The following is an 18,429-nucleotide window of genomic DNA, read 5'->3' on the forward strand; positions in this document are numbered from 1 at the left end:
CGTCCTGAAATCGCGCGAGTCAGGCGTCTTCGTCGAGCAGGCCGCGGCGGACGCGACGAGCATGCTTGCGCTCGTCTGCGCCGATGCGCTCCACCTGATCGAGACGCGGGTCGGTTCCGCGACCCGTACGGGTCAGATCGATACCGGCCGGCGTCATCGGCTCCCACTCGAAGCTGACGTCACCGATGGTGACGGAAGCTCCTGGCTGAGCACCCTTCTTGACCAATGCATCCTCGACGCCCAATCGCGCAAGACGATCGGCGAGGTAGCCAACGGCCTCGTCGTTGTCGAAGGCAGTCTGACGAATCCACCGCTCCGGACGGGTGCCGCGGACGACGAATCCGCCGGGAATATCGGGGTCCTTCTCGATGGTGAAGCTGGAATCCTTGACCTTGACCGGCCGAATGACCTGACGCTTCGGCTCGGGCTTCGGATGAGCCTCGCGGTAGTCAAGGACCATCTTCGCCAGCGCGAAAGTCAACGGTCGCAAACCTTCTCGGCTCACCGCCGAGATGGTGAAGACAGGCCACCCGCGCGCTTCGATCTCAGGCGTGACCATTTCGGCCAACTCTGCTGCCTCGGGAACGTCAGTCTTGTTGAGGATGACGACCCGCGGACGCTTGTCGAGGTCACCGAGTCCCGAGTCGCCGGAGAGCGCGGGCGTATATGCAGCCAGCTCCGCTTCCAAGGCGTCGATGTCGGAAATCGGGTCACGTCCCGGATCGAGAGTGGCGCAGTCGATCACGTGTGCCAACACGGCGCAGCGTTCGATGTGGCGCAGGAAGTCCAGGCCCAGACCGCGGCCTTCGCTGGCACCGGGGATCAGCCCGGGCACGTCGGCGACGGTGAACGTGGTGTCACCGCTCGAGACGACGCCGAGGTTGGGGACCAGAGTGGTGAAGGGGTAGTCGGCGATCTTCGGCTTGGCCGCAGAGAGAACCGACACAAGCGAAGACTTACCGGCAGAGGGGAATCCGAGCAGGCCGACGTCGGCTACCGACTTGAGTTCGAGAACCAGGTCACGTTCGACACCGTCTTCACCGAGGAGGGCGAAACCGGGAGCCTTGCGGGCCTTCGAGGCGAGCGCAGCGTTGCCGAGTCCGCCGCGGCCGCCCTGAGCAGCGTCGTAGCGCGAGCCGACACCGACGAGGTCGGCCAGCACGTTGCCGTCGGTATCGAGAACCACAGTTCCATCCGGAACCTTGAGGATGAGGTCTTCACCGTTTGCACCCTCGCGGTTACTGCCGGCGCCCTGCTTGCCGTTGGTCGCCTTCGCGTTGGGATGGAAGTGAAAGTCGAGGAGGGTGTGGATGTTCTCGTCGACCACGAGGATGACGTCGCCACCGCGACCTCCGTTGGCACCGTCCGGACCGCCGAGCGGTTTGAACTTCTCGCGGTGTACGGAGGCGCAACCATTGCCGCCTTTTCCAGCGCTGACGTGCAGCACAACACGGTCAATGAATCGGGACATGACTGCCGGATCCTTCCTCAGTCAATTGCGGGTCTCACGCGATGAGCTGAACTTCTGGTGAGCAGGGTTGCTCGGGAAAACAGGTACTGCTTAAACAAACGATAGGGGCGGACCGGGTTATTTCAACCCTGGTCCGCCCCTATCGGGAGCTTGGAACGCGTCACTCTCTTACCGAAAGTAGAACCGGTGACGCACAACTAGCGAGAAAGACTAGACCTCAGCCGCAACGACGGCCGGAACGATGTTCACGGTCTTGCGTCCACGCTTCTGGCCGAACTCGACTGCACCGGCAGCGAGAGCGAACAGGGTGTCGTCGCCGCCACGGCCGACGTTGACGCCGGGGTGGAAGTGCGTGCCGCGCTGGCGAACCAGGATTTCGCCTGCGCTGACCGACTGGCCGCCGAAGCGCTTCACGCCGAGGCGCTGGGCGTTTGAATCGCGACCGTTACGGGAGCTGGATGCACCCTTCTTATGTGCCATGCTATTGACCCTCCTCGGGTGAAATTAGCTAGAAAGAACTGGTTACTTGATGCCCGTGACCTTGAGCACCGTGATCGGCTGCCTGTGGCCCTGACGCTTGTGGTAACCGGTCTTGTTCTTGAACTTGTGGATGCGGATCTTCGGGCCCTTGGTGTGCTCGACGATCTCACTGGTGACTGCGACCTTGGCCAGCTTGGCCGCGTCGGTGGTCAGGTCAGATCCGTCGACCACGAGAACGGGAGCAAGCGAGACAGCAGTGCCGGGCTCACCCTCGATCTTCTCGACCTTGACGAGGTCACCAACAGCGACCTTGTACTGCTTTCCGCCGGTCTTGACGATCGCGTACGTTGCCATCGGAGGGCTACCCCTTGCTTCTTCGAACTTGCTCGCGCTGCTGCCTGAGGCTTCAAATGCATCGCGACTGGTCTGGTTTATGTCACCTCGGCTCGGTACTGACGTACCGGGACATTCACGCGCACTCTAGGCACACGGAATCTCTACCGCCGGGTGGCGACCCTCCAAGGTTACGGGAAAGCAACCGTCAGGGTCAAACCGCCCCGCCGAGGGGTGGTGCTCACTACTCTGTACTGCTTCTACCAGCTGAAACTTCGGATAACGGTTGGATGCCCTCGCTCATCGCCAGGACATCCAACCGACCGAAACCGATAGTTCTTACTCTCCGTCGACCGGCGGACCCGCGGGACGTGCTGCTGCACGCCTGCGACGAGGCCGCTTGACGACGACAACTTCTTCCTCGGCCGGAACCTCGATGGCCGGAGCCTGGACGTTCTCCACGACCGCTTCCGCTGCGGGTTCCGGAGTCGGAATCACGAAGACCGTGCCCACCTCGGGAGCCGCCTCGGCAACCGGTGCCGACGCTGCCCGCGACGCCCGGCGACTACGCCGACGACCTCGCGGAGCTGCTTCGGCCGAAGCTGCAGCCGACTCGTTGTCCACTGCGGGAGCTTCTTCCGCAGCAGAGTCCACAACAGAAACGTCAGGGCGCTCAGTAGCAGCAGGAGTATCGATCGGCCGATCCTGTTGCCGATCGGCACTTTTGGATGCATCGTCCCCCGAAGACGTACCAGCGGAATCGGACTCGATCGAGTCGGCCGCGACGGTCTCGTCGTCCTCGTGGTGATGCGAGGCCATCGCCAATGCCACCGGATGAGCCCGCTTGACCGTCGCGTCGACGGCCGGAACCTCCGGCGCCGGAGCTTCCTGTCCGTTGGATTCGGTCGAAGCCGACTTGTCTCCGCGGCCACGCTTGTTCTTGCGCGAGGTGCCGGAATCACTGCGCTGCGAGCCCGAACGCGATCCGCCGTCGTCCGAGGACTTCACCTCGACAGGCTCGGAGTGGACGATGATGCCGCGGCCGTGGCAGTGCTCACAGGTAGTCGAGAAGGCCTCGACCAATCCGGTACCCAACTTCTTGCGAGTCATCTGCACGAGTCCGAGTGACGTGACCTCCGACACCTGATGGCGCGTGCGATCGCGACCCAGGCATTCGGTGAGCCGACGCAGAACCAGGTCCCGGTTCGATTCGAGGACCATGTCGATGAAGTCGACGACGATCATTCCGCCGATGTCCCGCAGGCGCATCTGGCGAACGATCTCCTCGGCTGCTTCGAGGTTGTTACGAGTGACGGTCTCTTCGAGGTTTCCGCCGGCTCCGGTGAACTTGCCGGTGTTGACGTCGACGACGGTCATGGCCTCGGTGCGGTCGATCACCAGGGTGCCGCCGGACGGCAGCCACACCTTGCGATCGAGCGCCTTGGCCAACTGCTCGTCGATACGGCGAGCCGCGAAGACGTCGATACCGTTGTTCGGCGTGTACTTCTCGAGCCGCGGAAGCAGGTCGGGCGCAACGGAGTTGATGTAGTTCTCGACCGTCGTATGCGCCTTCTCGCCCTCGATGACCAGCTTGGAGAAGTCCTCGTTGAACAGATCACGAATGACCTTGACCAGCATGTCAGGCTCTTCGTACAGCGCCTGCGGGTTGCCGGACTTGCCGGTGTCCGCAGCCGCGGCCTGCTCCTCGATGCCGGCCCACTGAGCCTGCAGACGAGTCACGTCGCGCGCCAACTCTTCTTCGCTGACGCCCTCGGACGCCGTGCGGATGATCACGCCGGCGTCGGCGGGAACGATGTCGCGCAGGATTTCCTTGAGACGCTTGCGCTCGGTGTCCGGAAGCTTGCGGCTGATACCCGTGGACGTACCACCGGGCACGTAGACGAGGAAACGACCGGCAAGCGAAATCTGTGTGGTCAGTCGAGCACCCTTGTGACCGACCGGATCCTTGCTGACCTGAACGAGCACCTGATCGCCAGGCTTGAGAGCCTGCTCGATCTTGCGCGAGTTGCCACCGAGACCGGCGGCCTCCCAGTTCACCTCACCGGCGTAGAGAACACCGTTGCGGCCACGTCCGATGTCGATGAACGCAGCTTCCATGCTGGGGAGCACGTTCTGAACACGTCCGAGGTACACGTTGCCGACCATCGACGCTGATGCCGAGTTGGTGACGAAGTGCTCGACCAGCACTCCGTCTTCGAGGACTGCCACCTGTGTAGTCGCATGCGGTTGACCGCTGTCTGCTCGATCGCGCACAACCATGACGCGATCGACGGCCTCACGACGCGCGAGGAACTCCGACTCGGTCAGGATCGGCGGACGACGACGGCCGGCGTCACGACCGTCGCGGCGACGCTGACGCTTCGCTTCCAGACGCGTCGAACCACTGATGCCCTGGACCTCGTCCTTGACGCGGGTCTTGTTGCGAGGTTCGCGCTCGTGAACGACGGTGTTCGGCGGATCGTCCTCGGACGTCGCAGTCGCGTCGGTGGCTCCATCGGTGCCGGTCTTGCGACGGCGACGGCGACGGCGACGGCGGCTCGATCCGTCGGCGTCGAGATCGGAATCGTCGGCGTTCTCGGAATCCGCATCCGCGGTGGACTCGGACTTCTCACCGGATTCTTCGCCGGCAACGTCTTCGGTTTGCTTCTCGACTGCCACAGGGGCAGATTCCTGCTCCGAGTCGGTAGCGGTATCCGACTCTTCGTCCGAACCCTGCTCGCTGCCCTGATCTCCACCCTGTTCTCCGCGGCCACGGCCACGTCCACGGCGTCCACGACGACGGCGACGCGGCTGATCGTCGTCCTCGTCATCGGACTCGGCGCTCTCACCCTCGGTTTGCGGAGCGGTCACAGCCGGCTCTTCGACGGCAGGAACTGTAACCGGCGAGGCCTCGGGTGCGACTGTTTCGGTTTCCGCAGTCTGCTTCTCTTCGACGACTGCCGGTGCTGCGGGCTCGCGGCGAGCGCGACGGCGACGCGGAGCTGCCTCGGCTGCTTCGAGATCCGGCTGCAAGAACAGCGGGACCTGCGGCGCGGCGGGGGCCGCCTCGGGCTGATGGGTCTGCGGTGCCTCGAAGGAAGTGAACAGATCGGACTGCTCGGCTTCCTTGCTCTGCAGCGCAGCAGCGGCGTCGAGTCCAGCGCTGATCTCGGCGACAGCCGGATCCACCGCTTCTTCGGCTGCCGGCTCTTCGACAACTACTGCCTTTTTGCGGGTTCGACGAGCCCTCACGGGCTTCTCGGCCGGAGCCTCTGCAACAGGAGCCTCCGCGGGGGCTTCTGCAGCAGGCTCGTCGGCAACAGGCGCCTCGACAACCGGGTCGATGAGGGTGTCGAGCTCGGCGACGACCGGCTCGATGGCCTCGGCCGCGGAAGTCAGCGACGCGTGAATCCGCTGGGCAACGTCACGTTGGAGACTCGACTGCGCACTACGCAACTCGGTACCGAGCGCGGCGGCTTCGGCAAGGACCTGCTTGCTGGTGACACCGAGCAGCTTCGCCAGCGCGTGTACGCGCATCTTGTCGGGAAATTCCGGGGTGGTGCTGGAATCTGATTCGGTTGGGGATTGATCGGCCACGTAAGTCTCCTCAGCCCCCGGGCGCGTCCAACCCAGAAGTCGAGTTGTCACGCGGCCACGCGGGAGCGTGCTGTGTGTACTCGCACCCAGAAGTGAGTGCGAGATTGTAAGGTCTCGCTCCGCATGGATCGCAGTGCCCGTTATTCACTGCGAGCACATGAAGTGCCTGGCTGGATGGCCGTTGTCCTGTGCGCGAGCGCCTGATCATCCAGCGTGCAGAGGTCCAGGGATTTCCTGTTGACCTGGAGCAGCGATGAAAGGGCATCGAACCTAGGTGTCATCCGGTTGAACGTGCGTAAAACAAATTGCGGTTCAACTGAAAGCAGTATCCCACACCAATGCGCCTGCAACTGCAAAGGGCGCACCGATGTGGGATACATGCCGAGAATTCGCTGTAGAGATGTGGGCCCAAGGCCCGTTCATGTGGGCCGGAGGCCCGAATCGGAGATTCAGATGGACGACAGCGCGGGGAACCACAGAGCGATTTCGCGCTCTGCCGACTCCACGGAGTCACTGCCGTGAACGAGGTTCTGCTGCGCTTCGAGTCCGAAGTCGCCGCGGATCGTGCCCGGAAGAGCCTTGTCTACCGGGTCGGTTCCGCCGGCCAACTGACGGAAAGCAGCGATGGCGCGGGGGCCTTCGAGCACTGCGGCCACCAGCGGACCGGAGGTGATGAACTCCAACAAGCTCGGGTAGAACGGGCGCTCGGCGTGTTCTGCGTAGTGGCTACCAGCCACCTCTTCGGAAGCTACGCGGAGGTCGAGTGCTGCAATTGTCAGGCCTTTGCGCTCGATACGGCTGAGGATTTCTCCTACGTATCCACGGGCAACGGCGTCGGGCTTGATCAGTACGAGGGTGCGCTCAGTCACAGCGGACAGCCTAAATGGTCAGTCCCGCTGACCGGGAAGCAGGCCCTTGTCCATTCGGCGCTTGATGTCTCTCTGCAGGTAGACGAGGTATCCCCAGACGATCCCGAAGGTGATCGCGACACCGGCGATCGACGGGTGGACGAAGAAACCGAACAGAAGAATCACCTGCAGTGCGACGTTGAACCCCATCGCCCACGGCTTGCCCTGGATGCCCGCACCCAGAATCATCAGCACCGCCAACCCGATGATGAATCCCGCGGAGGCCGCGGTGAGACCACCACCGACGACCGCGACGACCGGCAAAGCCAGCAGCACGACGATCGCCTCGAGGATCAGGGTTCCGGCCATTACTCCGCGGAAACTTTTCCACGGGTCCTTGGTCGGAGGCCCGAACTCGCCGGCAGTGTCTCCGGACTCGTGGTCTCCGGACTCATGGTCGCCGGACTCGGGATTGGCATCTGACGGGGTACTCACGCGGGGTCCTTTCCGAACAGCGTGCGGGCAGCGCCTGCGGTCACGACGGATCCCGTCACCACGACACCTGCCCCTGATACGGCTTCGCCGGGTTCGGCCACCTGCTCGGCGATTTCGATCGCGACTTCCAAGGCGTCGGCAAGCACCGGCGCCACGACGACGCGCTCGTCGCCGAACTTCGCGACGGCAATGTTCGCCAACTCCTCGACGTCCATCGCCCGGGGTGACCCGTTGTGGGTGACGACGATCTCGTCGAAGACGGATTCGAATGCGGTCAAGATGGCGTCGACGTCTTTGTCCGCCATGACGCTGACCACTCCCACGAGCTTGCGGAAATCGAACTCCGCGGCCAGTGCGGCCGCGAGTGCGCGTGCACCGTCAGGGTTGTGGGCGGCGTCGAGAAATACGGTCGGCGCACTCCGAACACGTTCGAGGCGACCAGGATTGACGATCGAGGCGAACCCGTTGCGGATTGCGTCCTGATCGAGTTGTCGATCCGGACCGGCACCGAAGAACGCCTCGACAGCAGCGAGCGCAAGCGCCGCGTTGCGCGCCTGATGCTCGCCGTGAAGCGGCAGGAAGATGTCGGTGTACACACCGCTCAGGCCCTGAAGTTCGAGCTGCTGTCCGCCTACCGCGATCTGGCGAGCGAGCACCTTGAACTCGGAGCCTTCGCGAGCGACTGCGGCCTCGACCTCGACGGCTCGCCGCAGCAATACCTCCATGACCTCGGGAGTCTGCTCGGCGATGATCGCGACGGTGTCCACCGGAACCAGGTCCTCGCGGCCCTTCTTGATGATCCCGGCCTTCTCCTCCGCGATCCCGGCAAGATCGGTTCCCAGGTACTCGGCGTGATCGAGACTGATCGGCGTGATCACCGCGACCTGTCCGTCGATCACGTTGGTGGCATCCCATCGTCCGCCGAGTCCGACCTCCACGACGGCGACGTCGACCGGAGCCTCCGCGAACGCCGCATAGGCCATGGCGGTGAGCACTTCGAACTTGCTCATCGCCGGTCCCCCGGCTTCCTCGGACTGTGCGTCGATCATCTGCACGTACGGCTCGATCTCGCGGAACGTGTCCACGTAGAGCCGCGGTGAGATCGGATGACCGTCGATGCTGATCCGCTCGGTCGCGATCTGCAGGTGTGGGCTGGTGGTTCGGCCGGTACGACGATGCAGAGCCGTCATCAACGAGTCGATCATGCGCGTCACCGACGTCTTGCCGTTGGTTCCCGTGACGTGCACCGACGGATAGTTGTGCTGGGGCGAGCCCAGGACATCCATGAGCGCCTCGATACGAGTCAGTGACGGCTCGATCTTGGTCTCGGGCCAACGCTTGTCGAGTTCTGCTTCCACCAGCGCCAGTTCGGCGATGTCGACCGGAGTCGGAACCGAACTCTGAGCGTCGAATTGGGACGGCTCGTACGAACTCACTTGTCGGCCAACTCCTTCAGACGTCCTGTGATGCGCTCGATCTCTTCGACGGCGATCTGGCGACGTGTCTTGATCTTGTCGACGACGGCGTCGGGCGCCTTCGCCAGGAAGGCCTCGTTCGCCAGCTTGTTGTCAGCGGTGACAAGTTCCTTCTGCGCTGCCGCGAGGTCCTTTTCGAGCCGCTTCTTCTCGGCGCCGAGGTCGATGGTGCCCGAGGTGTCGATGTCGACAGTGACGGTTCCCTGGCTCAGACGCACCTCGACGGAGATCGACGCGGTGAATCCTTCTTCGGGTTCAGTCAGCTTGGCCAGCGCCGCCACGTAGGCGAACTGGCCGTCCATGCCTGCCTCCGAGAGCCCGGACGCACGCGCCGGGACCTTCTGGGAAGGCTTGAGTCCCTGATCGTTTCGGAAACGTCGCACCTCGGTGATCAGCTTCTGCGTGTCTTCGATCCTGGTGGCGGCCTGGGCGTCGACTGCGACGCCGGACAACGTGGGCCAGTCGGCGACGACGACGGACTCGCCGCCGGTGAGCACCTTCCACAGGGTTTCGGTCACGAACGGAATGACCGGGTGCAGGAGGCGGAGCAGTGCATCGAGAACGTTGCCGAGCACGGCGCGGGTGTTCGCGGCGACGGCCTCGTCGCCGGCGAACTGCACCTTGGCGAGTTCGAGGTACCAGTCACAGACCTCGTCCCACGCGAAGTGGAACAGGCCTTCGCACGCCTTGCTGAACTCGTAGCGATCGAATGCGGCGTCCGCCTCGGCCTGGACCGTGTCGAGACGGTCGAGGATCCAACGATCGGCGTCGGTCAGTTCGCTTCGAGCGGGCAGCGGCGCGGGAGCAGCGCCGTTCATCAGCGCGAACTTGGTCGCGTTGAACAACTTGGTCGCGAAGTTGCGCGAGGACTGCGCCGAATCCTCACCGACGGACAGGTCGCTGCCCGGGTTGGCGCCGCGTGCGAGTGTGAATCGCAGGGCGTCGGCGCCGAAACGATCGACCCAGTCGAGTGGGTCGATACCGTTGCCACGAGACTTCGACATCTTCTTGCCGTACTGATCGCGAACCAGTCCGTGCAGGAACACGTCCTTGAACGGCATCTGCGCGCCCGACTTGCCCGGACCGGCGGTGATCGACTCGTCCTCGGACACGTACGTGCCGAACATCATCATGCGGGCGACCCAGAAGAACAGGATGTCGTAGCCGGTGACGAGAACGCTGGTGGGATAAAACTTTTCGAGTTCGGGCGTCTTGTCGGGCCAACCCATCGTCGAGAAGGGCCACAGTCCCGAGGAGAACCAGGTGTCGAGGACGTCGGGATCCTGGACCCAGCCTTCCGGTGCCGTTTCGTCGGGACCGAAGCACGCAACTTCACCCTCGGGGCCGTACCAGACCGGAATGCGGTGACCCCACCAGAGCTGACGGGAAATGCACCAGTCGTGCATGTTGTCGACCCAGTCGAACCAGCGCGGCTCCTGGCTCGCCGGGTGAATAACAGTGTCCCCGTTGCGAACCGCGTCACCCGCAGCCTTGGCGAGCGTCTCGACCTTGACCCACCACTGCAACGAGAGACGAGGCTCGATGGCCTCGCCGCTGCGCTCGGAGTGCCCGACGCTGTGCAGGTACGGGCGCTTCTCGGCGACGACGCGTCCCTGCTCGGCGAGAGCTTCGCGAACCTTGACGCGAGCCTCGAAGCGGTCCATACCGTCGAATTCGGTTCCGGTGTCGGCGATCTTGCCGGTCTTGTCCATGATGGTGGGCATCGGCAAGTTGTGCCGCAGGCCCATCTCGAAGTCGTTGGGGTCGTGAGCCGGCGTGATCTTCACAGCGCCGGTTCCGAACTCGGGGTCGACGTAGTCGTCCGCGATGATCGGGATCTGACGCCCGGTGAACGGATGATCGAGGGTGGTGCCGACGAGGTGCTTGTAGCGCTCGTCTTCGGGGTGGACCGCCACTGCGGTATCACCGAGCATCGTCTCGACGCGAGTGGTCGCGACGATGACGTGCGGCTCGTTGTCGTCGAGCGAGCCGTAGCGCAGGGAGACCAGCTCGCCTTCGACATCCTCGAACTTCACCTCGATGTCGGAGATCGCGGTCTGCAGCACCGGCGACCAGTTCACGAGACGCTCGGCGCGGTAGATCAAGCCCTCGTCGAACATGCGCTTGAAGACGGTCTGGACGGCGCGCGAGAGGCCCTCGTCCATCGTGAAACGATCACGACTCCAGTCGACGCCGTCACCGATGCGCCGCATCTGGCCACCGATGGTTCCGCCGGATTCGCGCTTCCAGTCCCAGACCTTGTCGATGAACAGCTCGCGGCCGAAATCTTCCTTGGTCTTGCCCTCGGCAGCGAGTTGCTTCTCGACGACGGACTGCGTGGCGATACCGGCGTGGTCCATGCCAGGCAGCCACAGCACCTCGTAGCCCTGCATCCGCTTGCGGCGACTGAGGACGTCCATGAGGGTGTGATCGAGGGCGTGGCCCATGTGCAGGCTGCCGGTGACGTTCGGGGGCGGCAGCACGATGGAGTAGCCGGGCTTGTCGCTGGTCGCGTCGGCCTGGAAGTACCCGGCGTCTACCCAGCCCTGATACAGATCGGCCTCTACCGCGCTGGGGTCCCAGCTCTTGGGTAGGGCGTCGGCGGGGGTCTGGGGGTTCTCTGGAGCTGCACTGGTCACCACTTGATCCTAATGACTCCCCCGCTGCGAACGAATTCGCCCGTCGAGGGCTGCGGTGGGCACGAACGACAGTCCCGTTGGTCCAGGGTCAGCCGAACAAACGATATTCACCGATCCGCTCCGCTGACAGGATCGCTCTGAAGGACGACCGACCAACGACCTGTGGAGCAAATATGTTGAACAACTGGAGTTCTCGCCGTCCCGGCGTTCGAACCTTGGCGGCGGCCGCGACGATCGGAGCGGCGGTTGCCCTCGTGCTTCCGGCGACTGCGTCCGCTGCACCCGGCATCGAAGAAAGTGTGCAAGGAAGCATCGACAGTGGCAGCGCCACGATCAACGGGAGTGTCGGCGACATCGGGAACGACATCGCAAACGGCATCGCCAGCGGCAGCGTGGGCGACATCGTCGGCGGAATTGCCACCGGGAATTTCAACGACGTCATCGGCGGCCTGGCCGCAGGCTCGACCAGCGCGACGGACATCGTCAACGGCCTGGCCAGTGGCAATGTCAGGGACATTCTCAGTGGGCTGGCCAGCGGCAGCGGCGGCGGCGGATCGTTTGCTCCGACGCAGCGATGTGACGCCTCGACGGTCTCCGGCGGCGCAGGAATCACCAGCACCAAGCACGAGCTCGGCCGCGGCGGACCGACGTCGTTCGTACTCGGCTACGAAACTGAGGACATCCCGGACCTGATCGAGGTGTACTACGAAGGACGGTTGATCCACAGCACCGGATACATCGGCGACGACATCAACGAGGGAACCGGTTCGGCGGTCGTCAACGTGCCCGCCGGCGGTGCATCGTCCGTGCTGGTTCGCGTCACCGGCCCCGACCACACCGAGTGGGCGTACACGGTTCGCTGCCCCGGCGCCTGATTCCAGTCCGGATCCGCACGAAGAAGATCGTGCCTCGTTCGGCTGTTTCAGCCGAACGAGGCACGCGCGGTCAACCCAGAATCTCCGGCAGCGCGACATCCTCGCCGAGAACGTGCTCGGAGAGGAACGCGGTGACCACCTCGTACCAGATCTTGGTGTGCTGCGGCTTGAGCACCCAATGATTCTCGTCGGGGAAGTACAGGAAGCGATGGTCTGTTTTCCCCTCGTCGTCGGCGGGCAGACCTGACTCTGCAAGCAGTTCGTACCAGAGCCGCAAACCCTCGCCGATCGGAACCCGATAGTCCTTGTCGCCATGGATGACCAGCATCGGCGTCGTGATGTCTGCGACGTACAGATGCGGCGAATTCTCGACGGCCATCTCCGGCGACATCTCGCGTTGCCAGTACCAGGCCGCGTCCGTCGTCGGGCCGAATTGATCGAGCGCCCAGAGGCTTGCGTGGGTGACGATCGCGTCGAAACGGTTGGTATGGCCGGCAATCCAGTTGGCCATGTAACCGCCGAACGAACCACCCATCGCGCCTGTCCGCTTGGGGTCGATCTCGGGCTGCGCGACGGCAGCATCGGTGATCGCCATCAGATCGGTGAAGGGCGCCTTGCCCCACTGACCCCACCCGCGCTGGACGAAATCCTGCCCGTAGCCGGTCGAGAGTGCGGGATCGGGCAGCAGTACTGCATAGCCCTTGGCGACGAGCAGCCACGGATTCCACCGCCAGGACCAGGTGTTCCACGAACCGAGTGGGCCACCGTGGACCCAGAGAAGCAATGGCACCGGTGCGTGCGGTGCGGCGCCGGTCGGCAGCGCCAACCAGCTACGGACCGTCGAACCGTCCTCGGCGCGAGCGGTGATCTCGGTCAGTGTTCCCGGCAGCTCCGGCAATGCGTCGGGTCCACGAAGTGCGGTGATCTCACCGGATCGCAGATCCACCCGCACCACGTGAGGGGGCGCTTCGTACGAAGCCCGCAACGCGTAGATCGACTCACCGTCCGGCGCCACTCGAACGTCGGTGTACGCCGCGTCGTCGGCTGTCAGGCGCACTGGTTGACCCCACAGGTCGATGGTGAAGATCGGACCGCGGCCGCCGTCGTCAGCGGTGACCACCAGCCCGGATCCGTCGGGTAGCCAGGCAAGTGAGGTAGGCCATCGATCCCAGCCGTCGGCGACGCCGGTCACAGCACCGGATCCGAAGTCGTAGAGCTGCAGAGTCATTCGCGGCGCAGACTCCGGCGTGGTGAGGGTCTCCCGGATGAACGCGAGCTTGGTTCCGTCCGGCGAGAGCACAGGGTTGTAGACGTCCGCGTCGGCCTCGTCGACAAGGGTGGTTCGGTCACCGGTCACCGTGTCGATCCGAACCAACGTCGATCGGCGGGCGGCACTAGCCGCACCGACAGCCCACGTGGTCACGACGAAGAGACCGTCGTCGGAAATCGTGGTCGACGTCTCCCGCAGCGCCGCGCCTGCCGTCGGTGTGATGTCCCGCAATTCGACGGAGTCCTTCGAATCCGTCTCGGCGACAACCAGATGCGGATGATCGGGGCCCAGGTCGTGGTCCCAGTGCCGCACCGGATACCCCGTGTGCAGCATCGCCGTGACCTTCTTGTCCTTGCGCGCGGATCGCACCTGATCGTCCTGGTCGAGGCTGATCGCCGAGGCCATGACCGACGTCTGTGCCACGAACGTCGGCGCCGCCTTGGCCGCTGATACCGACGAGACACCACCGGGACGCGAGATCAACAGCTGAGCTTCTCCGCCCGCCGCGGGTAGGCGCCAGAGTGCTGGTTGCGGATCATTCTCGCCCGGCACGGCTCGCGTGGCAGTGAAGAGTACGTCGCCGTCGAACGCGAAGGCGGCACCGGACTCGCTGGTCGAACCCCATGTCAACCGACGTGCAGGACGCCGACCTTCCGGGTCGATCTCCCACAACGAGGACACGTATTCGGCGCGCTTGTCGTCGAGAACGGCGCGCGCGCAGATCAGCAGCGAGCCGTCAGGTGACAACACCAGGCCGGACAACCTGGCCAGAGCGATGTAGTCGTCGAGTTCGTCGAACGGTGTGCCTGCGTGGAGCTCGGGAATCTGGGTCACCACTAGTTGGTATCACGCGCCACGCGGTTGACGCATCATTGCGTAGATCGTCGGCCCGCCGCCTGGCATCACGATGTCGCGGGTCACTTCGAAACCGAAGCGGTTGTAGTACGGGATGTTCGATTCCTTGCTGCTCTCGAGGTAAGCGTCGACATGTTCACGGTCACAACGCTCCAACCGGGAGTTCAGTAGTGCTTTGCCGTATCCCCCACCGCGCGCCGCGCTGCCGGTCCCTACCGTCGCGAGATACCAGTGCGGCGAATTCGGGTGTGCTCCTTCGAGAACGGAGCTGACCTCGGCCGCATGTCGTAGCCCCCTGCCGAAGACACGCACCATGGCCGGCAGGCTCACGAGCCCGGAAATCCACGACTGCTTCCACCGCCCCGGCGGATCCCACAGAGTTGCCCCGCCGATCACGCCGTTGTCATCGGTGGCCACCTCGACACCGCCACCGGCAAAGTGGTGGTAACGAGCTTCTGCGGCAAACAGTTTCGACAGGCGCTCAGCCCTGGAGTCCTCGTCCGGCAACATCCAGGCCATCAAGGGATCATCCTCGAACGCCTCGGCCAACACTGCCGACAGTGCCGGAATATCGGATCGGACAGCCGGCCGCACGTGTACACCCATGAGGTGAGGGTACCGCCGACCGTCCGAATTCCCGGTCGGTGAACCGATCAGACGAGCAAGCTCGCAATCCGTGGCGGAATCTGTTCGAGTGCATACGGCAAGCTCAGTACGGTGCTCCACGTCATGGCCTCGGCAGCAGCGTCTTCCAGAATGATCGCGCGGCCGTCCTTCACGACGTCGAGTTCCTGGTAGATCGGGGTCTTGTCCAATTCCGCGCGGAGCTTGTCGCCGTAGCCACCACCGGCATACCAGACGAGTACGTCGACGTCCGCGAGCGAGAGTTGCTCGGTGCTGATCTCGGCGAAGTTACCTGTGATCTGATCGGTGACAGGCGGATTCACGAATCCGAGTTCGGTGAAGAACCGCACCTTGGGGTCTTCCGGTCCGTAGACCCCGAACTGCCCCGGCCCCTTCAACGCGCCGACCAGAACAGTCTTGCCGGCAAACGCCGGGTTGGCGGTCTTCACGTCGGCGAACTTCTGATCGACACCGGCGATCAACTCGGTGGCCTTGCCCTGTTGGCCCAAGGCCTCGCCCAGGATGGTCGTCTGGTCCTGCCAGGGGATTCCGTAATCCGCGAACTCCTTCGGCTGCGCCACCGTCGGCGCAATGGCACTGAGTTTGTCGTACTGCGCCTGGGTCAGTCCGGAGTAGGTGCCGACGATGAGGTCGGGTGTCGTGGCAGCGACCTTCTCCATCTGGATGGTGGTGCCCGCGGTTCCGATGATCTCGGGAGTCGCCCCGTTCAGCAGCGGCTGCGCCCAGGGCCACACACCGTAGGGGTAATCGCCGTACCAGTCGAAGGTTCCGACCAAGGTCCCACCGAGCGCCAGGATCGCATCCTGATCGTTGTATCCGACACTGACGATCCGCTGCGGATCCTCGGGCAGTTCGGTAGACCCGAACTTGTGGGTGATCGATCCTGCAGAGTCACCGCTGGGGGGTGTGTCCTCGTCGTTCGAACTGGAGCAGGCTGCGGCGAATGCCAACAACGCTCCCGACGTGCCGATCAGAAATCCGCGCCGGGTCAGCAGACCTGCGTCCGTTCGATCCATGCTCTTACCCCTTAAGTCCGCTGGTTCGGTAGGTAAGGCTAGCCGATGAATGTCGCATTCCGGTGAGTTCGACCGGCCCATTCGATGGCAGTACCGGCTCGTTCGGGCCACTATGGAGACATGACGCGCCAGGGCCCCTCGAAAGACATCGACGAATCCGATCTCGAAGTCACGCACCCCAAGGACTACGCCGCCGGAGTACCGGCCGTTCTGGTGTCACTGCAACGAGGAATCGAGCAGATGGGAGCCTTGCGGACCGCCCGAACGCTCACCAGGCTCAACCAGCGTCACGGCTTCGACTGCCCGGGGTGTGCGTGGCCGGAGACTCCCGGGCATCGCAAGCCCGCCGAGTTCTGCGAGAACGGAGCGAAAGCCGTTGCCGAGGAAGCAACGCTTCGCACGGTCACACCCGAATTCTTCGCCGAGCACTCGATCGCCGACCTCGAAGGCAAGACCGATTACTGGCTCGGCCAACAGGGTCGACTGACGCACCCGATGGTCCTGACCCCGGGAGCAACCCATTACCAGCCGATCGACTGGGACGGCGCGTACTCACTCATCGCCGAACATCTGAACGGCCTCGCCTCACCGGACGAAGCCGTGTTCTACACCTCCGGTCGTACGTCCAACGAAGCAGCATTTCTCTATCAGTTGATGATTCGCAGCTACGGCACCAACAACATGCCCGACTGTTCCAACATGTGTCACGAGTCGTCCGGAAGTGCACTGACCGAATCCATCGGCATCGGCAAAGGCTCGGTGACGGTTCCCGACCTCGAGAACGCCGATCTCATCCTCATCGCCGGACAGAATCCCGGTACCAACCATCCTCGAATGCTCTCGACGCTCGAGAAGGCAAAGGGCAACGGCGCCAAGATCATCGCCATCAATCCTCTGCCCGAGGCGGGATTGCGCAGGTTCAAGGATCCACAAAAGGTGTCCGGCGTGATCGGGCACGGAGTCGACATCGCGGACGAGTTCCTCCAGATTCGGCTGGGCGGCGACATGGCGCTGTTCCAAGGCCTGGGAAAGCTGCTGCTCGCGCTGGAGGATCGCGCTCCCGGCACCGTCGTCGATCGCGCCTTCGTCGACCGGTACTGCGCCGGTTGGGACGAATACGAGAAGCACATCCGTGCGGTCGATCTCGACACGGTACTCGAGGCGACGGGTCTGTCGATGGCGCAGCTCGAGGAAACGGCTGCCGCGCTTGCCCGGTCCGAGCGAACCGTCACCTGCTGGGCCATGGGGATCACTCAGCACACCCACGGCGTCGCCACCATCGAAGAAGCGGTCAACCTGTTGCTCATGCGCGGGATGATGGGCAAACCCGGTGCCGGGGTTTGCCCGGTGCGAGGGCACTCCAATGTCCAGGGTGACCGCACGATGGGTATCTGGGAGAAGATGCCGGAAGAGTTCCTGGCCGCGCTCGACACCGAGTTCTCGATCTCGAGCCCCCGCAAGCACGGTTGGGACACCGTCGATGCGATCCGCGCCATGAACGCAGGCAAGGCGAGCTTCTTCATGGCGATGGGCGGCAACTTCATCCAGGCAAGCCCGGACACCGCAGCCACCGAAACAGCGTTGCGTCAATGCGAACTCACCGTGCAGGTTTCCACCAAGCTGAATCGCAGTCACGTGGTCCACGGGCAGACCGCGATCATCCTCCCCACCCTCGGACGCACCGACCTCGACGTCCAGGCCGGCGGAAAGCAGCTTGTCTCCGTGGAGGATTCGATGTCCATGGTGCATCTGTCCCGCGGACGTCTCACTCCGGTCAGCCCCTACCTGCGTAGCGAAGTCGCCATCATCTGCCAACTCGCCCGCGAACTACTCGGCAACGATCATTCCGTCCGCTGGTCGGCCTTCGAGGGCAATTACGACCTGATCCGTGACTCCATCTCACGGGTGGTGCCCGGATGCGAAAACTACAACACCCGGGTCCGTCAGCCGGATGGATTCCAACTCCCCCACCCGCCACGTGACTCGCGCGAATTCCGCACGCACACCGGCAAAGCCAACTTCGGTGTGAACGACCTGCACTGGATACCCACTCCGAGCGGGCGCCTGATTCTGCAGACCATGCGAAGCCACGACCAGTACAACACCACGATCTACGGCCTCGACGACAGATACCGCGGCATCAAGGGCGGCCGCAAAGTCATCCTCGTCAACGGCGAAGACATCACCGCACTCGGATTCCGCGACGGTGATCTCGTCGACATCGTGTCCGAGTGGACAACACCCGACGGCACACTCGAAGAGCGTCGGGTCACCGAATTCCGCATCGTCGCCTACGACACCCCGCGCGGCAACGCGGCAGCGTACTACCCCGAGACAAATCCCCTCGTTCCCCTCGAACACGTTGCAGCCAAGTCGAACACGCCGGTCTCGAAGGCCGTCACCGTTCGACTCGAGGCATCGGGGGCCTGA

At 63.8% G+C, this 18,429-nt stretch carries 13 protein-coding genes; 2 read left to right on the forward strand and 11 right to left on the reverse strand.

The genetic code is table 11. The annotated features are described in order from the left end of the window. Nucleotides 1–19 precede the first annotated feature (19 nt). The 8 genes from obgE to ABWI03_RS25490 form a co-directional block, all read right to left on the reverse strand. Nucleotides 20–1,471 (reverse strand): GTPase ObgE, encoded by a 1,452-nt coding sequence (gene obgE / locus ABWI03_RS25455; protein ID WP_298781220.1) that lies wholly within the window; start codon nt 1,469–1,471, stop codon nt 20–22. Between the two features lie 210 nt (nt 1,472–1,681). Beyond that, complete coding sequence (gene rpmA / locus ABWI03_RS25460) at nt 1,682–1,951, reverse strand: 50S ribosomal protein L27 (RefSeq protein ID WP_003944532.1); 270 nt, start codon at nt 1,949–1,951, stop codon at nt 1,682–1,684. Nucleotides 1,952–1,993: 42 nt separating this feature from the next. Beyond that, nucleotides 1,994–2,305, reverse strand: coding sequence for a 50S ribosomal protein L21 (rplU, locus tag ABWI03_RS25465; RefSeq protein WP_003944533.1), 312 nt, complete (start codon nt 2,303–2,305; stop codon nt 1,994–1,996). Nucleotides 2,306–2,623: 318 nt separating this feature from the next. Next, nucleotides 2,624–5,881: a translation initiation factor IF-2 N-terminal domain-containing protein gene (locus tag ABWI03_RS25470; RefSeq protein ID WP_298781225.1), complete on the reverse strand. Its 3,258-nt coding sequence runs from the start codon at nt 5,879–5,881 to the stop codon at nt 2,624–2,626. Between the two features lie 449 nt (nt 5,882–6,330). Then, entirely contained in the window at nt 6,331–6,750 is a 420-nt protein-coding gene (ndk, locus tag ABWI03_RS25475; protein ID WP_003944527.1) for a nucleoside-diphosphate kinase, read from the reverse strand. An 18-nt stretch (nt 6,751–6,768) separates the two neighbouring features. Continuing rightward, complete coding sequence (locus ABWI03_RS25480) at nt 6,769–7,224, reverse strand: DUF4233 domain-containing protein (RefSeq protein WP_095969728.1); 456 nt, start codon at nt 7,222–7,224, stop codon at nt 6,769–6,771. Further along, nucleotides 7,221–8,660 carry a bifunctional tetrahydrofolate synthase/dihydrofolate synthase gene (gene folC, locus ABWI03_RS25485; RefSeq protein WP_003944455.1) on the reverse strand — a complete coding sequence of 480 codons (1,440 nt, stop codon included), beginning with the start codon at nt 8,658–8,660 and terminating at the stop codon, nt 7,221–7,223. Before folC ends, ABWI03_RS25480 begins: the two co-directional genes overlap by 4 nt. Continuing rightward, nucleotides 8,657–11,338, reverse strand: coding sequence for a valine--tRNA ligase (locus ABWI03_RS25490; protein WP_166811424.1), 2,682 nt, complete (start codon nt 11,336–11,338; stop codon nt 8,657–8,659). Before ABWI03_RS25490 ends, folC begins: the two co-directional genes overlap by 4 nt. A 173-nt stretch (nt 11,339–11,511) precedes the next feature. Here ABWI03_RS25490 and ABWI03_RS25495 point away from each other — a divergent pair, with 173 nt between their 5' ends. After that, nucleotides 11,512–12,213 carry a hypothetical protein gene (locus ABWI03_RS25495; RefSeq protein WP_298781233.1) on the forward strand — a complete coding sequence of 234 codons (702 nt, stop codon included), beginning with the start codon at nt 11,512–11,514 and terminating at the stop codon, nt 12,211–12,213. A 70-nt stretch (nt 12,214–12,283) separates the two neighbouring features. Here ABWI03_RS25495 and ABWI03_RS25500 read toward each other — a convergent pair whose 3' ends face one another. Genes ABWI03_RS25500 through ABWI03_RS25510 form a run of 3 tightly spaced genes read right to left on the reverse strand, consistent with a single transcriptional unit; the run spans nt 12,284 to nt 15,999 of the window. Further along, nucleotides 12,284–14,317 carry a S9 family peptidase gene (locus ABWI03_RS25500; RefSeq protein ID WP_298781238.1) on the reverse strand — a complete coding sequence of 678 codons (2,034 nt, stop codon included), beginning with the start codon at nt 14,315–14,317 and terminating at the stop codon, nt 12,284–12,286. 12 nt (nt 14,318–14,329) lie between these two features. Continuing rightward, nucleotides 14,330–14,944, reverse strand: coding sequence for a GNAT family N-acetyltransferase (locus tag ABWI03_RS25505; protein ID WP_095969725.1), 615 nt, complete (start codon nt 14,942–14,944; stop codon nt 14,330–14,332). Between the two features lie 47 nt (nt 14,945–14,991). Further along, nucleotides 14,992–15,999, reverse strand: a complete 1,008-nt coding sequence (locus tag ABWI03_RS25510; protein ID WP_298781241.1) for an iron-siderophore ABC transporter substrate-binding protein — start codon at nt 15,997–15,999, stop codon at nt 14,992–14,994. 120 nt (nt 16,000–16,119) lie between these two features. Here ABWI03_RS25510 and ABWI03_RS25515 point away from each other — a divergent pair, with 120 nt between their 5' ends. After that, the gene (locus ABWI03_RS25515) at nt 16,120–18,429 is read left to right on the forward strand and encodes an FdhF/YdeP family oxidoreductase (protein WP_298781244.1); all 2,310 of its coding nucleotides are present in this window, start codon (nt 16,120–16,122) and stop codon (nt 18,427–18,429) included.

The sequence above is a fragment of the Rhodococcus baikonurensis genome (assembly GCF_040489275.1).
In the GTDB taxonomy this organism is placed as follows: Bacteria; Actinomycetota; Actinomycetes; order Mycobacteriales; family Mycobacteriaceae; genus Rhodococcus_F; species Rhodococcus_F baikonurensis.

Bases quoted from the DNA above. Each gene is read 5' to 3' on its own strand.
- obgE (WP_298781220.1), bottom strand. From the start codon at position 1,471: ATGTCCCGATTCATTGACCGTGTTGTGCTGCACGTCAGCGCTGGAAAA.
- rpmA (WP_003944532.1), bottom strand. From the start codon at position 1,951: ATGGCACATAAGAAGGGTGCATCCAGCTCCCGTAACGGTCGCGATTCA.
- rplU (WP_003944533.1), bottom strand. From the start codon at position 2,305: ATGGCAACGTACGCGATCGTCAAGACCGGCGGAAAGCAGTACAAGGTC.
- ABWI03_RS25495 (WP_298781233.1), top strand. From the start codon at position 11,512: ATGTTGAACAACTGGAGTTCTCGCCGTCCCGGCGTTCGAACCTTGGCG.
- ABWI03_RS25505 (WP_095969725.1), bottom strand. From the start codon at position 14,944: ATGGGTGTACACGTGCGGCCGGCTGTCCGATCCGATATTCCGGCACTG.
- ABWI03_RS25510 (WP_298781241.1), bottom strand. From the start codon at position 15,999: ATGGATCGAACGGACGCAGGTCTGCTGACCCGGCGCGGATTTCTGATC.
- ABWI03_RS25515 (WP_298781244.1), top strand. From the start codon at position 16,120: ATGACGCGCCAGGGCCCCTCGAAAGACATCGACGAATCCGATCTCGAA.